This window comes from Palleronia caenipelagi (assembly GCF_007004065.1).
GTDB lineage: Bacteria > Pseudomonadota > Alphaproteobacteria > Rhodobacterales > Rhodobacteraceae > Palleronia > Palleronia caenipelagi.
In genome coordinates this window covers 1-16,825 of sequence record NZ_VFSV01000034.1, presented here as the reverse complement: position 1 = coordinate 16,825, position 16,825 = coordinate 1, and the positions used below count along the sequence as shown (strand labels likewise).

Annotated in this window: 17 protein-coding genes; 10 read left to right on the top strand and 7 right to left on the bottom strand. The window is 60.3% G+C overall.

Annotation, left to right across the window (positions count from 1 at the left end; genetic code table 11):
* Positions 1–358: 358 nt before the first annotated feature.
* Both FEV53_RS15090 and FEV53_RS15085 read left to right on the top strand, forming a co-directional pair.
* Entirely contained in the window at positions 359–1,576 is a 1,218-nt protein-coding gene (locus FEV53_RS15090; protein ID WP_185962242.1) for an extracellular solute-binding protein, read from the top strand.
* A 305-nt stretch (positions 1,577–1,881) separates the two neighbouring features.
* A complete protein-coding gene (locus FEV53_RS15085) occupies positions 1,882–3,780 on the top strand; it encodes an ATP-binding protein (RefSeq protein WP_185962241.1) in 1,899 nt (632 codons plus the stop codon).
* 51 nt (positions 3,781–3,831) lie between these two features.
* Here the strand turns inward: FEV53_RS15085 and FEV53_RS15080 are convergent, their stop codons facing one another.
* Complete coding sequence (locus FEV53_RS15080) at positions 3,832–4,536, bottom strand: IS6 family transposase (protein ID WP_142835633.1); 705 nt, start codon at positions 4,534–4,536, stop codon at positions 3,832–3,834.
* Here FEV53_RS15080 and FEV53_RS15075 point away from each other — a divergent pair.
* From FEV53_RS15075 to FEV53_RS15045, 8 genes are all read left to right on the top strand, one after another.
* Positions 4,507–4,800: a thioredoxin domain-containing protein gene (locus FEV53_RS15075; protein WP_142835632.1), complete on the top strand. Its 294-nt coding sequence runs from the start codon at positions 4,507–4,509 to the stop codon at positions 4,798–4,800. The genes FEV53_RS15080 and FEV53_RS15075 overlap by 30 nt on opposite strands.
* Before the next feature lie 3 nt (positions 4,801–4,803).
* On the top strand, positions 4,804–5,244 hold the full coding sequence (locus FEV53_RS15070) for a hypothetical protein (RefSeq protein ID WP_142835631.1): 441 nt from the start codon (positions 4,804–4,806) through the stop codon (positions 5,242–5,244).
* A 1-nt stretch (position 5,245) separates the two neighbouring features.
* Positions 5,246–5,470, top strand: a complete 225-nt coding sequence (locus tag FEV53_RS20950; protein ID WP_185962240.1) for a hypothetical protein — start codon at positions 5,246–5,248, stop codon at positions 5,468–5,470.
* Positions 5,467–5,820 (top strand): hypothetical protein, encoded by a 354-nt coding sequence (locus FEV53_RS15065; protein WP_142835630.1) that lies wholly within the window; start codon positions 5,467–5,469, stop codon positions 5,818–5,820. The genes FEV53_RS20950 and FEV53_RS15065 overlap by 4 nt, the downstream gene beginning before the upstream one ends.
* Before the next feature lie 24 nt (positions 5,821–5,844).
* Positions 5,845–8,070 (top strand): type IV secretion system DNA-binding domain-containing protein, encoded by a 2,226-nt coding sequence (locus FEV53_RS15060; RefSeq protein ID WP_142835629.1) that lies wholly within the window; start codon positions 5,845–5,847, stop codon positions 8,068–8,070.
* Complete coding sequence (gene mobF, locus FEV53_RS15055; protein ID WP_142835628.1) at positions 8,067–10,988, top strand: MobF family relaxase; 2,922 nt, start codon at positions 8,067–8,069, stop codon at positions 10,986–10,988. Before FEV53_RS15060 ends, mobF begins: the two co-directional genes overlap by 4 nt.
* Positions 10,985–11,635, top strand: a complete 651-nt coding sequence (locus FEV53_RS15050) for a hypothetical protein (RefSeq protein ID WP_142835627.1) — start codon at positions 10,985–10,987, stop codon at positions 11,633–11,635. The genes mobF and FEV53_RS15050 overlap by 4 nt, the downstream gene beginning before the upstream one ends.
* A gap of 245 nt (positions 11,636–11,880) precedes the next feature.
* A complete protein-coding gene (locus FEV53_RS15045) occupies positions 11,881–12,711 on the top strand; it encodes a lysozyme family protein (protein WP_142835626.1) in 831 nt (276 codons plus the stop codon).
* 445 nt (positions 12,712–13,156) lie between these two features.
* On the opposite strand, the gene FEV53_RS15040 is transcribed toward FEV53_RS15045, so the two are convergent.
* The 6 genes from FEV53_RS15040 to FEV53_RS15015 form a co-directional block, all read right to left on the bottom strand.
* The gene (locus FEV53_RS15040) at positions 13,157–14,053 is read right to left on the bottom strand and encodes a DUF2493 domain-containing protein (protein ID WP_142835625.1); all 897 of its coding nucleotides are present in this window, start codon (positions 14,051–14,053) and stop codon (positions 13,157–13,159) included.
* A 738-nt stretch (positions 14,054–14,791) separates the two neighbouring features.
* Entirely contained in the window at positions 14,792–15,169 is a 378-nt protein-coding gene (locus FEV53_RS15035) for a hypothetical protein (protein WP_142835624.1), read from the bottom strand.
* Between the two features lie 184 nt (positions 15,170–15,353).
* A complete protein-coding gene (locus FEV53_RS15030) occupies positions 15,354–15,593 on the bottom strand; it encodes a hypothetical protein (RefSeq protein WP_142835623.1) in 240 nt (79 codons plus the stop codon).
* Positions 15,590–15,793 carry a hypothetical protein gene (locus FEV53_RS15025; protein WP_142835622.1) on the bottom strand — a complete coding sequence of 68 codons (204 nt, stop codon included), beginning with the start codon at positions 15,791–15,793 and terminating at the stop codon, positions 15,590–15,592. The genes FEV53_RS15030 and FEV53_RS15025 overlap by 4 nt, the downstream gene beginning before the upstream one ends.
* 11 nt (positions 15,794–15,804) lie before the next feature.
* Entirely contained in the window at positions 15,805–16,029 is a 225-nt protein-coding gene (locus FEV53_RS15020; RefSeq protein ID WP_142835621.1) for a hypothetical protein, read from the bottom strand.
* A gap of 174 nt (positions 16,030–16,203) precedes the next feature.
* Positions 16,204–16,626, bottom strand: a complete 423-nt coding sequence (locus tag FEV53_RS15015) for a hypothetical protein (protein WP_142835620.1) — start codon at positions 16,624–16,626, stop codon at positions 16,204–16,206.
* Between the last annotated feature and the right edge of the window lie 199 nt (positions 16,627–16,825).

Here is a 16,825-nt window from a genome sequence, read left to right as displayed (position 1 = left end):
AAGTACCCCGCTGTCCGGAGACAGGGACGAAGATCACTGCTCTTTCCTCCGCACTTTCAGTGCGGAGGTTAACGAAAACAGGTGGGTCAATTTTACTCGCTCATAACCCACCAAAGTGGGTCAATTTTGTACGCCGATTCACAGTGACAGAGCTAACCTTTCACAATCCTAGATTGTAGCTAAATCTGATGGCTGCATGCTATTAGGGTAAACGGTTAACGGAACGTTAATTGTTTGCTTACATCATCATATCGAAGAGTTCTGCGTCCTTGATGTCAGCCGGATGATTTTCATGCATATATTTTCAAGTCTCTGCGTTCGCACACTTACCAACAGAGCGCACGCCATCGGAGATGAATTGGCCGCCCTGTTCCTACTGGCCAACGTCTGTTTAATGGTAATGCCCGCCGCCGTCAGAGCGGATGAGACCACCGGAACCGCGCGGATCGAACTTTTGCACCTCTGGCGCACGCCCGGCGAGCAGGCTGCGCTGCATGTGTTCCGGGATGCGTTATCTGATCCGTCAATGGCATGGTTTGACACGCCCGTTCAGGGGGGCGCGACCGGCGTTCGCAAACAGCTCAGTGATTTGCTGGCCGCCGAAGCGCAGCCGAATATCATCCAATGGATACCCTCCGAAGAGCTGAACCAGCTGTTTGATCTGGGCGTGTTTCGGACCGTCGATACGGTCGATGAAGATTTTGCCGACAAGCTGCTGCCCGAGATCCGGGAGGTCGCGGAGACAGACGGCGTGCTGCGTGTTTTGCCGGTCGGCATCCACACCTATGATTTCATGGCCTATAACCGCCAGCTCTTTGAACGCCTCGGCATCGAGCTCCCGACAAGCTGGGAGTCCTATCTTGCGCTCGGTCCCTTGCTTGCGGAAAGCGGGGTGCCCCTATTGTCGGTTTCAGATGAAAACTGGCAGCTGACCGCCATGTACCGTACCCTCATGATCTCTGAGTTCTCCAAGGAAGAGGTCTTGTCGATGGCCAGGGGCGAGGCCGACCTCGAAACCTATCGCAACCGGTTCGAGACCACCTTTGAGATCCTGTTCGAATTGCGCAGGTTCGCGGCCCCCGACAGGGAGGACCTGCGCTGGGAAGAGACCGTCGCCCGGGTCGAACGCGGCGAGGCTTTGTCCATTCTTCTCGGCGATTACATCGTCGCTGCCTTCGACGATCCCGACAAACTGATCTGTGCCCGCTCGCCCCAGAGCAGCTATATCCCCTGGGGGTTCGACAGCTTCGTGTTCACCCATGTCGACGATCCCGTGCTGCTGCAGGGCCAGACCCGGTTCGCCAAAGCGGCAAGCGATATCGACAACATCGTCAACTACGTGATGCACAAAGGGGGACTTCCCGTCATCAGTGGCGTGACACCCGATCAGCTGGATCGCTGCAATGCCGACACTCTGGTTGCGTGGCAGAAAAGACCGCTCCTGTGGGAGGGCTTGCTTCAGGGCAAAAACCGCATCATGGCGATGAATGCCGTGATCGTGACGATATGGCGGGATGAGACCATCACGCCAGCACAAGCGGCAGAGCGCGTGATCGACGCCATGAGCAGGCCATGACACGCAGTACGGGTGATCTGCCAATCAGGTCCAGCATTCGCCGCGCGAATCTGGCCACATGGGCGGTCATTCTGACGGCGACGCTGGCGTGTTTCATCACGATCGGGGCGATCTCATCCCAAAACCGGCTCAACGGCATTATCGAGCTTGCCAACGCCCAGTCGATGCTCTGGCGCCGCGTCGAAAATGTTTTGTCCATTGATATGGGGGAGTCCTCGAATTCTGACTATGTCCGGCGCAATGCTGACGCCCAGCACGCGCGGCTAGGGCAGCTGCTGGATCAGCTACAGACCAACCAGACACTTGTGATCGACGAGATCGCGCGCGCGCGATCCTCTCTTGATCTGTTCGGTTTGCGTAGCCAGCCTTACCCAATTGAAACACAGCACGCAGCGATGACGCGCATCGTGGCGGGGCTGGAGACCATGCGCAGCGCCGTCGATTTGTACTCGGGGATGAACAACGCGATGGTCGACACAAACTTCGGTGTTGTCTTTCAGAGCGGACGGCACCTGAAGCCACTTGAAGAAACCATCATCCTACTGAGCGAGGACGCGAAGCTGCACGCACGGTTTGCGGCGGGGATGACCGTTCTGTTTGCGGTGATGCTGATCGGTGTTGTCCTTGCGTCGCGCAACCGACTGATCGTGCCCGCGATCCAAGAACTGGCCCGCGCCTACGAGCAACGAACGATGTTTCAGCAGGCGCTGAACCAAAAGAGCCAACTGATCGCAAGCGCCTTTCTTGCTATCGAGGATGCTGTGGTTGTGTTCGACCGGAACGGTTATCTGGTTGTTGCCAACGGATCGTTTTCCAGCCTCATGGAACAGAGCGACGCACCTGACCCGCTCAGCTTTCTTGTCTCTCACATGAGCAGCAAGCCCGCATTTACACCTGATTTGTCGCAATGGGAAAAACTGCAAGCTGTCCAGCGCCATCTGGATGCGCAACCATCGACCCTGATCAACGGCAAGATCCTGTCATGGGTCTGCACAACAACGGACTCGGATGATCTGATTTTTGTTGCGCGCGATCAGACCCAGATCACCATGCAATTCGAAGCCGATAAGCACGTGGCGCGGCTTGAGGCGCTGGGTCGGGTGTCTGGCGGAGTTGCGCACGACTTCAACAATATCCTCGCCGGGATCACCATGCGTGCCGAAATGATGGGCGAAGACCCCGAAACCCCGCCCAACGTGGCGGCAGAGCTACGCGGTTTCGTGGAATCGTCCGAGCGGGCCAAGAAGATGATTTCACAGCTCTTGGCCTATGCGCAAAAACGCAGCTTCAGTATCGAGACGGTCAGCACCGAAAGGGCGCTTTTGATGCTGCGCTCGCAGCTTGCCGTGCCGCGGAATGTCACCCTTAGCCTTACCAACAATGCGACGCGCTGCTTCCGGATCGACCGGCAACATTTTGTCACCGCGATTGAAAACCTCGTTAGAAATTCGGTTTATTCCATCGGTTCGGAGCCGGGCCGTATCGCTATCACATTGCAAGACCGGCAAAGTGGCAGCGATCCTGCGATGGTCGGCGTCGTCATAACCGACACCGGTACCGGTTTTGCCGAAGAGGCGCTGAGGCAGGGCCACCAGCTATTTTTCACCACCAAAAGCCCCGGCGAAGGCTCGGGCTTGGGGTTGGCTATGGTCGGTGAGACGATGCAGCGGCTGGGCGGAAACATGACGCTATCTAATACGCCCGACGGCGCACAGGTCGAACTGTTCTTTCCCGCCACCGCAATCGCAGAGGGCCCAAACGTCGTCCACCTGCCCTCGCTCAGCCCGCCGACGACCGATTTGCGTCACCGGCAGTCCTGCCTTTTGCTTGAAGACGACCCGATCCTCGGCGATCTGCAAAAGCGGTATCTGCAAAGGCGGTTTCAGACGACAACCCTTTGTCGTAGCGTCGAAGAGGCGCTTGACGTCATTTCGGGTGACCATCCCTATGACGTCAGCATCTTCGACTGGAACCTGCCCGATGGCACCAGCGAAAACGCCGTCCTTGCCTTCATGGCCAAATACAAGTCTGCCCGGACCATATTGACCACCGGAAATCCCGATGCAAATTTTATCAAGCGCTTTTCCGGCAAATCCATCGTGCTGTTGAAAAAGCCGGTCAGCCTGCAACAGCTCGAGACAGAACTGACACGCCCCCAACCCGAGTGGGACGCCGCCTTGAGCATGTTGCATGAATTCGATTAGGGGCACCGTAAAGTTAACAGCAGCGGAGCAAGTATCGGCTGATTTTGCCGATCAAGCGAGCTCGACGCCCGCGATGAACCACCACAGGTCGAGCGCGGCTTGACGGAGATTCCGGAATTCGGCGGAGGTCATTTCATGGCGGGGCAGGTGGAACAGATTGGCAATCGGGTCGTGGATCGAGACGAAGCGTTGTAGGTGCGCCGCGGATTTGAAGCCCTTCATGATCCGCTCCCTTCGTCGCACCGGTTGGTGAGAGTTTTCGCCACGATTGTTAATGCCTTTGTGGGATCGATGCTCGACACCCGGCGCGATCTCCTTCTTCGCCGCCGGATAGGAGCGCAGCTTGTCAGTGACCATGACACGCGGGAGGCCGTGCTTCTTCAGAAGTTTACGAAGAAGACGCTTGGCGGCTTTCTTGTCCCGACGGCTCTGAACAACGACGTCGAGAACGAAGCCCTCCTGATCTACGGCGCGCCAGAGCCAGTGTTTCGTGCCCCGGATTTTAACGACGACTTCATCAAGATGCCACTTGTCGCCCATCTGGCCAGTCGATCTCTCGCGGATTTTTCTGGCGAATTCTCTCCCGAACTTCTCTGCCCAGGCCCGCACAGTCTGGTGCGACACGATGATCCCGCGCGCCGCCAGCAGGTCCTCAACCATTCGCAGACTCAGCGGAAACTTGAAGTACAGCCAAACTGTATAAGCGATCACGTCCGGCGGAAAGCGGTGGCGGCGATAGAGGTCGGTCCTGGTCATGCTACCAGATCCCATATCTCACCGATCACCGCCTTAACTTTACAGTGCCGTTACGATGTATCCGCGCTAAAGACCGCCGCGCTCGACGGGGCCATCACCGAAGAACTGGCGCAGGCCCGCGAGCTGGCCACGGCGCTCAAAATTTCTGGAACCCCCGGCTTTGTCGCACGGGGCACGATCATTCGCGGGATGGCTCCGTCAGATCGGCGGCTCGCCGCTGCCGCCACCTCTCTTCCCACCATTGAAGCCTCAAACGCGGAGTAAACCATGAACCCCTTTGTCACGAGTGCCCTTGTCCTCACCCTCCCTCTCGCCGCTTGCGTTCCGGCCCCGCAACAGTCCTTGCAACTGCCCGCCGGCCTGTCCCCGGCCATGTCGGTCAGCGCGGCACCGACCGCCACGGACCTCGCTCTGTCTTGTCCGCAGATCTCGGCCGAGCTCTCCCGCGTCTACGCCGAGCAGAAAGTCGTTGACGGTCAGGTTCGCCGTCAGAGCGTCGCCAATGACATGACCTCCGGGGTCCTCGACGCGGGCCTGACCATGGCCGGCGCACGCGGCGGTCTTTCGGGCCTGCGCGCCGCCGGTGCCGCGTCGACCGCTGCTGGCGCGATCACCGCCTCCGGCGGCACCGCCGCTCAATCCCGCCAGATCGCGCTCGCGCAACGCACCATACAGCTTGAGCGCGCCCGCGTGCAGAAAGGCTGCTGAGATGAAACATCAGGACAGACCCATGTTCCTTGGCTTGCCCCATCGCAGAGCCATGGTCCCTCTTGCCGCGATTGCTTCCGGCGTCCTATCAGGAAAACCTCTCGTTCTATTGGCCATGATTTTGATCGCCGCAGGCGCTGCCCTGCTTCTCAAGGACGAAGACAGCTTTCTTGGTCAGCGCGTAGATGCTCTTTCTGACTTACTCAGAGGGAGGTCTGACAAATGACTCCCGCGACCCTCCCGTTGACGCACCAGACCATCTCGCCCGAAGCGTGGCTCGATCTTGTCGACAATATTGATGCCTACCGGGACACCACGAAGCCCTCTTTGGACAGCGATCTTCATGTGGCTTTGCATATTGCCCAAGAGATGGCCCGCGTTTCTCGGAAACAAGGCGTTAAATCCTACACCGAGGACGACGTCCTGAACGCGAGCAAACCCGAGCTTCAGGGGCCGTGGGATTCCCGACAATATCCCCTGCCGTATCGCTCTGAACTGTTCGGCCTTCTCGCGTCCGTTCCCTTTGTCGAGGTCCTCGAGGAAGACGGATCCCGCCGTCTTCGTCAGTTCATCTGATCGCTGATTAGAAAGGCTGCTCCCATGCCCAAATCCGGCCCGATCTGGTCTGTCCGTGGCGGACAGACGGCGCAACACTGGACGCTTATGCTCGGCCAGGTCATTCGCTATTCCTTGTTCGTGTCGGTCGCTGTGTTCGGCCTCTGCTTCACGATCCTCGTGCTGCTGAATTATGAATACAACAAGATCATTATCACCTGGGCACATTGGCTGGCCACGTTTTCGGTCGAATATCGCGGCGAAGAACTGCGGGAATACAGCTACATCAATCTACGTGGCGAGAAGGTGCGCGAAAGCGCTCTGGTGATCTACAACAACGCCACCTACCGCGAGATCGCGGAGGCCTACTCCACCAATGCCAAGCGGTTTTTGAAGATCTCCCTGATCCCTGCCAGTATTTTCTTCTTCCTCGCCTGGGCGGTTTTCGCTCTCGTGGGCCGGTCTTTAAAAAAGGAAGAGTTCATCCGGGGCGCGCGTCTGGTCTCCAAGAAGGAGCTGAAGCGCTGGGTGCGGGAGAAATGGCGTGCCCATGAAAAGCGCTTCGGCAAGGGCGCGAAAAAAGCCCCCCGCTATACGCTGGCCGGCATCGAGTTCGCGCCCAACGCGGTCGAGGCCCAGGTGGGCATCCTTGGCACCGTCGGCGTCGGTAAAACCACCGCCATGCATGAGCTGCTCAAGACGGTCTCGGACCTGAAGGGCAGGGGGATCATTTACGACAGGACCGGGCATCTGGTCTCAAAGCATTATGTCGAGGGGCGCGACATTATTCTGAACCCTTTTGATGCCCGCTCGCGCAGCTGGAACCCCTTCGTGGAGGTCACCAACCCGGCGTCCTTCACCGAGATCGCCGAGGTGATGATCCCTCAAAATCCGAATGAGAAGGATCCGTTCTGGACCAATGCCGCCCGGCTCGTCTTCATCTACGCTGCCCGCGCCATTTACACTCAGGAGAACCCGAACAACGCGGCGCTGAGACGGGCTATCCTCGAGATCAGCAACGAAACCCTATCCGACATCGTCGCCAACACCCCCGGCGCGCATTTCTTCGGCGACAAGATGGAGCGGATGAGCGGATCCATCCGCGCAACTCTCATCACCCACCTGTCCTTCCTCGAATATGTCCGCGACGATGCGGACGTGTTCTCGATCCGCGAATGGGTCCTGAGCGAGGAGCCCGGCTTTGTCTTCCTGACCACGGATGCCGAACACTCGGCTGCCACGCGCAATGTCATCTCGACCGTGATCGAGATCGCCGCCAATGCGCTCATGACCATGAGTGAGAGCCGCGATCCCCGGATCTGGTTTTTCATCGATGAGCTTCCAACGCTCAACAGGCTGCCGTTCCTCACCGGATCGCTGGCCACCATCCGCCAATTCGGCGGGGCCTTTGTCCTCGGCTATCAGGTCTATTCCCAGCTTGAGGATCTTTATGGAGACAAGGGCGCCCAGACCATTTCCGGCACGCTCAACAACCGCGTCGTCTTCAACACGCCCGATTTCCGCACTGCCAAACTCTGGTCAGAAAGTCTGGGCGAGTCGGACGTGATCGAGGCGCAGGAAAGCCTGACGCTGGGTGCGGCTCAAGCCCGCGATGCCGTGGGCGTTTTGGGACGCCGGACCCAAAAGGCCATCGTGACCCCTGCTGAGATCCAGAGCCTGCCCCAGCTGACAGCCTATTTCCGTCAGGCCTATGATGCGCCCACGGCCCGGGTCAGCTTCGATCCGCTGCCCTCAGACAATGATGTGCCGAAATTCGTCCGCTACTCCGGCGATGGTTTTGACCGGGGCGGGATGCATCTGGGCGAGCAGAACCGTGCCGTGGAAGAAGGTGTGACGCCTTTGCGTGGCTTTGCCGCTTTGCCAGCGAAAGAACAGCTTGGTGAGTTCAATAAATGGGTCGACACCCATTTGGGCGGGGATGTCCGCGACGACATTGGCACCGATCCGATGCAGCGGGAATTCTACTGGAACCATTTTGCGACCCAGCGGATGCGGGGACGGAAATCCTCCGAGATTCCGCGCCCTGCCATGGCGATCCCGATGATTGGCGCCACCACGCAGCCTGCCCAAACCTCCTGCGCGCGCCTGCCATTCCCCGATCCCGGTTCTGACCAGCGGACCAACAAAAGCAGCACTGTTCGCTCCACCAAACCAGCACAGCCTGAAAGCGCCGCAGTTATCGAATCAAACGCCAAGCCCTCCAAGATTGCGCTGCTCAACCAGATTGAAGACCGGGGTATTTCCTCATGATGTCGCCCTCCACGGTCTCGGCCGGCGCGGCGGCCAGCGGGTATTACCGCGCCGAAGGTTACTACGTGGATGGCTCCAAGGAGGCACAGGAAGCCTCCGCCTGGTTCGGCAAGTCAGCCGAAGGCCACAATCTGACAGGCCAGGTCGATGAGGCGCGGTTTGCGAAGATCCTCGACGGTGAAACGCCGGATGGTAATCAGGTCATGGGTCGCATCAAGGATGGCGAGCGCGAGCACCGCCCCGGCCTCGATCTGACCTTCTCGGCCTCCAAATCTGTCTCAGTCGCCGCACTCGTTTACGGGGATGAGCGCCTGATCAAGGCTCATGATGAGGCCGTCAAAGCGGCCATGACGGTCGTTGAACAGCGCTACGTCCAGACCCGCGTTCAGAAGAACGGTCATATGGAAACGGAAACTGGCGGCAAAATCGTGGCTGGGCTGTTTCGCCATGACACGTCCCGCGCCCTCGATCCGCAACTCCACACCCACGCGGTCATCGCCAACATGGTGGAGAACAGCGAAGGTCGCTTCACGGCGCTGCATAACGATGCGATCTTTCGCAATCGCAAGATCATCACCGAGGTCTATCGCACCGAGCTTGATCGCAACATCCGAGCTCTGGGCTATGAGACGGAGCGGGGCAAATATGATGAGGTCAACATCCAGGGCGTCGATGAGCGCCTTGTGCAGGGCTTTGCCAAGCGCCGTCAGCAGATCCTCGAGGCCCTTCAGGAACGCGGCCTGCCCGTGACACCGCACACCTCCCAGCTGGCCGCGCTGGCCACGCGGGCGGCCAAGCAAGGGGCCATTGATCGGGCCGAACTCCGTGAAAGCTGGCGGGCGGAAGCTCTCGAATTGGGCGTCAGTGAAAAGGTTTTGGCCGCTGCCATCACACAAGCCGAAGCCCGTCAGGCCGAAGGCCTCGGGGCCACGCCTGCGCTCGATCCGCGCAACGACGCCCGGCAGGCGGTTAAATTCGCCTACACCCATCTGAGCGAGCGCGCCTCCGTCTACGAGCGCGTGGATCTGATGGAGACCGCCCTGAGATCGGCCAAGGTTGCCGGTCTGCCGGAGATCGAGCGCGAGGTAGCGCGACTGGAAAAGGCCAAGGTCCTGATCGCCTCCGGCGAGGAAAAAGAAAAACTCACTGACATGCACACGGTCGCGATCGAGCGGGAGAACCTGCGCACCTGGCGGGCCTCCCGGCGCTCGGGAGGGGTGGAAAAGGGCATCGTGCAGCGCCTGACCGGCGACGCGGCTCTTGCCCGTCAACTCTCCAAAACCACCCTTACCGACGGGCAGAGGGACGCGGTGGCCCTCTCGCTCTCCTCCCGCAAGGATCGCTACGTGGCCGTCCAGGGCTATGCCGGAACCGGCAAGACCTTTGCCATGGGAAAGCTCCAGCACTACGCCGAAAAGCACGGATTCACGGTCGAGGGCTATGCCCCCTCCCATGTGGCCGTTGCCGCCCTTCAGGAGGCCATCCCGCAAACCACTACGCTCGCCTCACTGACCACTCGTGAACGGACCCATCCCGTCGAGATCGACAAGTCGAAGACCATCATGGTCGTCGATGAAGCCTCGATGATCTCGTCGCGCGAGATGCGGACGCTGATGGATCACGCGACCCGCACCGGGGTGGCGCGGGTCGTCTTTCTGGGCGACGTGAAGCAGCTCGACGCGGTCGCCGCCGGCACGCCGTTCGACCAGCTTCAGAAAGCCGGGATCCCGACCGCCGTGATGGATGACATCCAGCGCCAGCGTGATCCTGCGCTTCGCGATGCCGTGAACCACGCGATCAAAGGTGAGGCCCGTGCGGCGATCCACAAGATCGGCGACAACCTCCGTGTGTCGGAGGATTTCAAGGAGGCCGCTGCCGAGGCCTGGCTTGGTCTCAGTGACAGCGACCGCGCCAAAACCCGTCTCATCGCGCTCACCAACAAGACGCGCAATGAGATGAACGAGACGATCCGCGAGGGGCTGAAAGATGAGGGCAAGATCCGGGGCAGGGAGGTGACGATCCAGAGCCTTGAGCCTCTTCAGTTCACCCGCGCGGAGGCGGCTGATGTGCGCTCCTACAAGACCGGCGACGTGGTCTATGCGCTGCGCTCCGTAAAGGCGTCTGGCATCTCCCGGGGCGAGACCTATGACGTGGTGCAAGTCGACCTCGACAAGGGGTCTCTCATCCTGCGCTCCGAGGCGGGTGGCACCCCCTTGACGGTCCCCATCAGCCCCGGCAGCCGGGCCGCGCAAAGCCTCATCGCCTACGATACCGACCAGCGCAGTGTGGCTGCTGGAGACGCTGTCCGATTCAAGATCACCGACAAAGAGTCGAACGTCACCAATGGCGAAACAGGGCGGATCACTGCCGTCAGCCAGAGCTCGATTTCGATTGAGAAAGAGGACGGCACGAAGCTGGATCTGGACCCGAACGCGCTCGCAGCGCGCGGCATTCAATACAACTATGCGGCGACTACGCACGCTGTTCAGGGCGCCACCGTCGACCGGGTGATCGCCGCCATGGGACCCGATGAAGCGCTGACCTCGCAGAAATCATTCTACGTCCAGATCAGCCGCGCCCGCGACGAGGCACTCCTGTTCACCTCCGATTCCGACAAGCTCGCTGCCCGGATCGAAGAGACGACCGGGGTTCGTCAGGACGCGCTCTCGACCTGGCGCGATGCCATGAAAGACGATCTCGCCGAGGCTGCGCGCGCGGCCGACGCGGCGCGTCAGGAGGCCGAAAAGGCTCCCAAGGATCCGGAGCAGACGCCCGAAAAAGACGCCTCCCTGGAGCGCTCTCAGGAGCCCTCAGACGCGAAGAACAAGATCCCCGAAACCGAGCGCAAGGACCCCTTCGAACACGCCGCCGAATTGGTCGATGCCCACAGAGAACGACAGAAGGATATGACGAGATGACGACCGAAAGTAGTTCGCGAATTCGGATCTATCTTGGCCCGGTTGCAAGCGGCCTTGTTGAGGGTGACGAGGCGAATCGTGCAGCCAATCTTGACGCTGCCATCTCCCAGCTCAAATCAGATCTTCAGGTCGCCCTAGAGGCGGCTGGAGCGGTCCCAGCCCCGCACTTTCCCCCGCTGTCTCCGAGCGACCTTCAGACTGCCCTTTCTGACGTCCTCACCCCTTTCCGGGACGAACTCACAGCGGCGATCAGCGACGCAGGCGGCGACGAAAATCAGGCCTCTGAAGACGCGATTGCAAGCGCCGTGAAGGCGGCTGTCGCGCCGTCTCTTTCCTCTCTGACACGGATGATCGTCGCCCTTGGAAAGAGACAGTCCGACTGGAACCGCCAGCTTCATGAGGAGATGTCGGCCACGCGCGCGATGATCGCCATGCTGGCAGCGACGACTGACGAAGAGCTGTCGGCGCTGATGGAACGGACCAACCTGCGGATCGAGCAGATGCGGCTGTCGCCCGACCATGATCTCGGCAAACAACAGCTTGAACTTGATCTGGAAGAGGACCGTCAGGTCATGGCCCGCATGGAGCGTGAGCGCGGACCAGATGGCGATCCGGAAGTTGACCGGGAGGACGAACATGAGAGGTGACGTGTTGAAGATCTATTCGTCTTCTAGCCAAGCGATTTCCCGGTTCCACACCGTGGCCATGGATGGGCAGGATATGGGCACAGCGTGGGACGGCAATGGGACGGCAATGGGCAGAGCGTGGGACGGCAATGGGCACGCCCTTCGCAACCGCTTGTAAAATGGAGGTAATTTTTATGCGGGCATCACTCGTTACCGATTTTTTGCCATTTTTTCGTTCCAGAACAGATGTTTGGGGCAAATGCAGCTTGCTGCGTTATGTGTGGAAAAACCATGAGGTCCACAGGACCGATGGTGCCTCTCATCCCCCCGCCTCTGTCCACGGGACTGCGGAGCAGCCCGAGGGAATAAGGCGTCTGCGGCCCCTCAGAAGCCCCCTGAGGCCCGTCACCGTCCTTCTGCTGGTCCTCCTTCCCGGTGTCGCGATCGGCCAGGAATGGGGCTCTGAGGGCCGCTTCGAGCTGAATGGCAAGTCCGCTCCGATCGGGGTGAAATGGTCCGCAGATCCGTTCGAGACCCGTTGGCGTCAGACCCGGAATTTCGAGCTTGGGACCCCGGGCAAGAAGCCCCCGAAGACGGCAGGCTTCCGGCTTCCCTCCGGCTCCCGTCTCGATCAGTTGGGCGCTCTGATCCAGCTCGCCGAGAGTCCTCGCGGGGGCTATGACGCGGTCCATGGATCTGCGAAGCGGCGTCCTCCCGGACCTCCCTCGCGTCTGACACTGGCGCAGATCTACGCGTGGATTCAGGCCACCCCCGGCCAGCATCACGCCATCGGGAAATACCAGATCATCCCCTCGACGCTGAGGGGGCTTCAATTGAAGCTCGGTGTGCCGGACGGTGCCCGTTTCAGTCCTCAGCTTCAGGATCAGTTCGCGTCTGTTCTCTACGTCGAGGCGGGGTACAATTCCTTCATTCAGGGGCGTCTCCCTCTGGCGAGTTTCATGGACAATCTGGCGAAGATCTGGGCGGGACTTCCGACCCGGTCGGGGCGCTCTCATTACCATGGGTATGCCGGCAACCGGGCGACGATTTCGCGGGCCTTTTTCGATCAGCAGATGCGCAAGATCTTCGGGGCCTGACGTCTCCCTCGAGGCTCTTCGGATCCTCCGGATTCCGACCTCGCAAAACGGGGCTGCGCCATCAGGTGCAGCCCCGTTTTCCCAAGTGGCCGGAGGCCACCGCATGAGGTTGTCCCGGTCTGCGAAGCGGGCCGGGACTCCGCTCCGATTCCGGCCCTTGCCTCGTCGTCCTGCCGTCTCGGATCTCCTCCCGGATCTCCGTCCGCGTCTTTGTCCTGTTCGGCTTGATCTCTGTTGGAGTGCGTCGCCCCCGATGCCTTGAGGCATCGGACCCTCGCGGTCAGCGCCAGTTCTGGCGGGGAGGGATCGCCTTCGATCTCTCTCGGCCAGGACACCAAGACCCCGCTTTCCACCCCTCTCCGCCGTTCGCCTCTTGGTTGTTTGGGGTCCAGACATGCCAAAGGGCGACCCAGTGGGCCGCCCCTCGTTTTCATCTGGTGTCCGCTCAGGCGTCGCGGGTCTTTTCCGGTCCTTTGATCCGTGAGACGTGCTTGGCTTTTTCCTCCAGCTTGTCGGCCAGATTGAGTGCAATCCCGCTCTTGGTTCCGAACACGATGGCGCCTTTGACCTTCGCGCGGATCATTTCGTCATTGGCGCGGAACGGCGCTGCTTTCTTGAACGCGGCCCAGTTCGGGCGGAAGATGATTTGCGGAACCTTGCGCGAGCGCGCCCAGTCGGCGGCGATCTTCTCGACGCCTTTGGCTCCCTTGTGGCAAAGGATCATGTCCGGGACCTTGGCAAGGGCCACGTCAAGACGCTTCCAGATGGGGGCCGCGTCCAGCCAGTCCACATCTCCGGCAATGGCGATTTTTGTTCCCTCCACGGCGTTGCGCTCTGCCTCTGCGCGGTCGGCGGCGTCCAGCAAGCGCTTTGCTTCAAAGACGGCTCCGCTGGCCATCGCGGTTTTCGTCGTGCGGTCTCCCGTGACTGGCGTGTAGTGGCTGCCGGTCTCGCTCTCGTAAAGCTGCGCGGCGGTCTCTGCCATTTCTTTCAGGGCGTCCGCCTTCTCCTGCAAAAATTCAAACTGGCGGGTTGTGTCGTCCAGTTCATTTTCTAACACTTCGCTGCCGTCCATGGTCGGGATCAAAGCGCGGATCTTCATTTTGAGACGGTCGGCGGCGGTATCGAGGGCCACGGCGCGACGCTGCAACATGGTGGCAAAAGCATGGGCCAGCGGTTCAATCTCGGATGCTAGGCCGGTCCCCTGAAGGGTGCCAAACAGAGCGTCAAAGGCTTCGCCAACGGCGCGTTGCTGCAATTCCTCAAGGGCAGGGATCGGCAAGTCGTCGCTGCCGTTTTCGGTCAATCCAAAGAGGGCGATTTCTTCATAAGGGGTCGTCATGGTCTTGTCTCACTTCTCACAAAAGGGGCGCAAAGGTCGGCCCAGAGGTGCCCCTAAAAAATGGGGGCTGGGATTGATGCGAGGCCCGCGCAGCGGCCCTCTCATCAAACCCTGCCACGTGGCGAACGGGGTCGGTGAATTTCCAAAGGCGCCGAAGGCGGGACCGGAGCCACGCGCAGCTGCACGGAACGCAGCGCAGCGAAGTGTAGGAAGCGAGCATGGCGAGGACCCACCCTTTGGAAAGAGGGCCGGAACAGGCCCTCCTATGAGCAAGTCCGCTCTGCGGACGCGCAGCCGATCCATCGGATCGGCGGAGGCAAGGACTCTTGTTGGGTCTTTTCCGGCAGCGCGTCGGGCGTGTCTGTCTCTGACCTCGCGCCCGCAGCGCCGCGTCAGTGACCGTTACCCGAATGGGCCGAGACGGATCGTGCAGGGAGGCCAGGACCGGCAGGCTCAAAATTGGCTCGTAGAGACGGTTTTGCGCCAGCCGCAGCCGGCCCCATCGTCCGGTCTGGCTCGGGTCTCGCTTGCGCGACTAGGGCACGGTCGCCGCTTGTCGGCGGGACGCCCTTATCGTTCTCTTCTCTGCCGTGCCGCTCCGCAGCACCGCCAAAGCTTGACTTCCAGTGATTTCTGGGGAAACTCGAAGTATCGGTCTCTAGATCGAAACTTCTAAAAGGGGCTCACGCATGCCAGTGCGTGGGTCTTTTTTGTTTGCCCCGTTGAGGCGGCTCCCGATCAATCGTGACTGTTTGCGAACAGCGACGCGGCACATGCACCACATTCATCGGAGTTCCAGCGCCAATGTGCGTTGACAGACCCACCGTCGACGGTTTCCCAGTGGTCAACCGCTACGGGGTTGCCGCAGGTGTCGCAGCATTTTCCATCTTGGTCGCTATCCGTTTCGAACGGCACGTCCTGACCGAATGACAAGCGGAGCGAGAGGTTTCTGATCTCAGCATCTGCCATGGCCGGGACATCACGACCGCTTGTCATGATCGCTTCGACGTCATCGGGCAAATCCAACACCAATTGCAGCAGCCTGAGCCCGGCCAGAACCGTTGCGAGCTCGTGATGATCGATGCTGATGGCGAAACGGACCGTATGTTGTCCCATGGTGTTTTCCTTCCAATGGATTTCAGACCGCCCAAATCCTGAGCCGTCTTTCCTCTTTGGGACGGTGCATCATGATCCCGGCCGCGGTCCCCATGACCTGGACACCGGATCTCACCGAACGGAGGCAAAATGAGAAAGGCAACGCCGAAGGACTGCCCGCTCGATCCGAAACTGCTCTCCACATTCAGGCTGAGGACCCGACCTGCTCATCCTTGGTCTGTGCCTCCTGCTCGAAAAGCTCCTCGAGCGTCAGTCCCTCGGTTGTGACTTTGCCGATCCCGTCTGCGGAGACGGCATAGCCTCCGCCGATATCGGGATTGTGACCAACCCATTTGACCGCGAAGGTACGTGCATCCTCGATCTCGGAGAACTTTCCTTCGCGCCGGCATCCGTCGACGGATTCATAGATGACTGTCATCATCATGCTGCCTCCCCGAGATAGAAGTCTGCTTCAGCCCCGTTCAGACGGGTGCCGGCGCGGTTCGTCAGACCGATGACGTTGCCATTAGGTTCGAAGACGATGAGGTATTGCCCGATGCTGTCCTTGATGACGCGATATCCGTGATTGACCCAGAAGACGGTCTTGCCCTCATCCACGTCCTTCTTGATCTGGTCGATGGTCATGGTCATTCTCCTCAGATCATACCGGCGAGGACGAGCGCGGATTTCACGGTGTTGGTGGCGCAGTGTTCACACCAGCCCTGATCCTGATCGGGCTCCATATCGGTGGTGTAGCCACAGCCGGGATTGGTGCAGATCGCGGGGCTCACGCTGTCGCAGACGGTTGCTTCGAGAAGTTCGTATGCGGTCGCGTGTCCTTCGGTGCTGGCGAGGGTTTCAAGCAAGGTTTGGTTCGTCATGGCCGGTCTCCGGTGTTGAGGATCTCGATCCGGTTCAGGATCACCCTCCCGGAAGCCGTCTCTCCCTCTCTTTCGATCCCTTCCGGTTCAGCGCCACGGTGCCGCCGCCACGCCCATTCCCCAGTTCTGACCCGGGCGGCTCCGTCAGGTGCCGTCCCGGTATTCTGGTGGCCTTCAGGCCACCGGCGTCGCGCTCTGCCTGAGGAGTTTGTCTGCGCAGCGGGCGAAGACCGCCGCAGCCCAGCGACGAGGGACAGGCGGGGGCGCAGCCCGCGCTGCCTCCCTCGGAGGTGTCCCTGTCCCGACGTTTGCCACAGGCATCGAAGGCAGGGGCACGGGCTTTAGCCCCGGCCCTGCCTGGTCCGCAAAAAGGGTGGGAGGCCCGCAGGCCCCCCGATAGGCTCGGCCCCGATCGTCGCGCTCCCGGGGGGGGAAGGCCACCATCTCCACATTCGGAAACATGCTGTGCTTCACCTGGATCGAGGTGATGTTCCCCCCGGCATCGGTGTTGACAAAGACCACGCCGCACTGATCCCAGAAGGTCTTGCCGTCTGTTTCGCCGGATTTCACACTCAGTTTGAAGTTTTGAGAAGCCATCTGTCTGATCCCTTGGTTCGTGTTTCGATGAAATTGACGAGGCGGCAGGGAAAGAGGGGGGTCAGCAGCTAATTTGTTTCGCGAGGAATGCCCGGAACGGGCAGGGGAAATTAGCTGTTGAAGGTCAGGGAGGCGAAAGAGACGTGTCAGGCGCCGCAGGCGTCTGGCCGCTCGCCTCCCGCACCGCCCCCCTCGACTG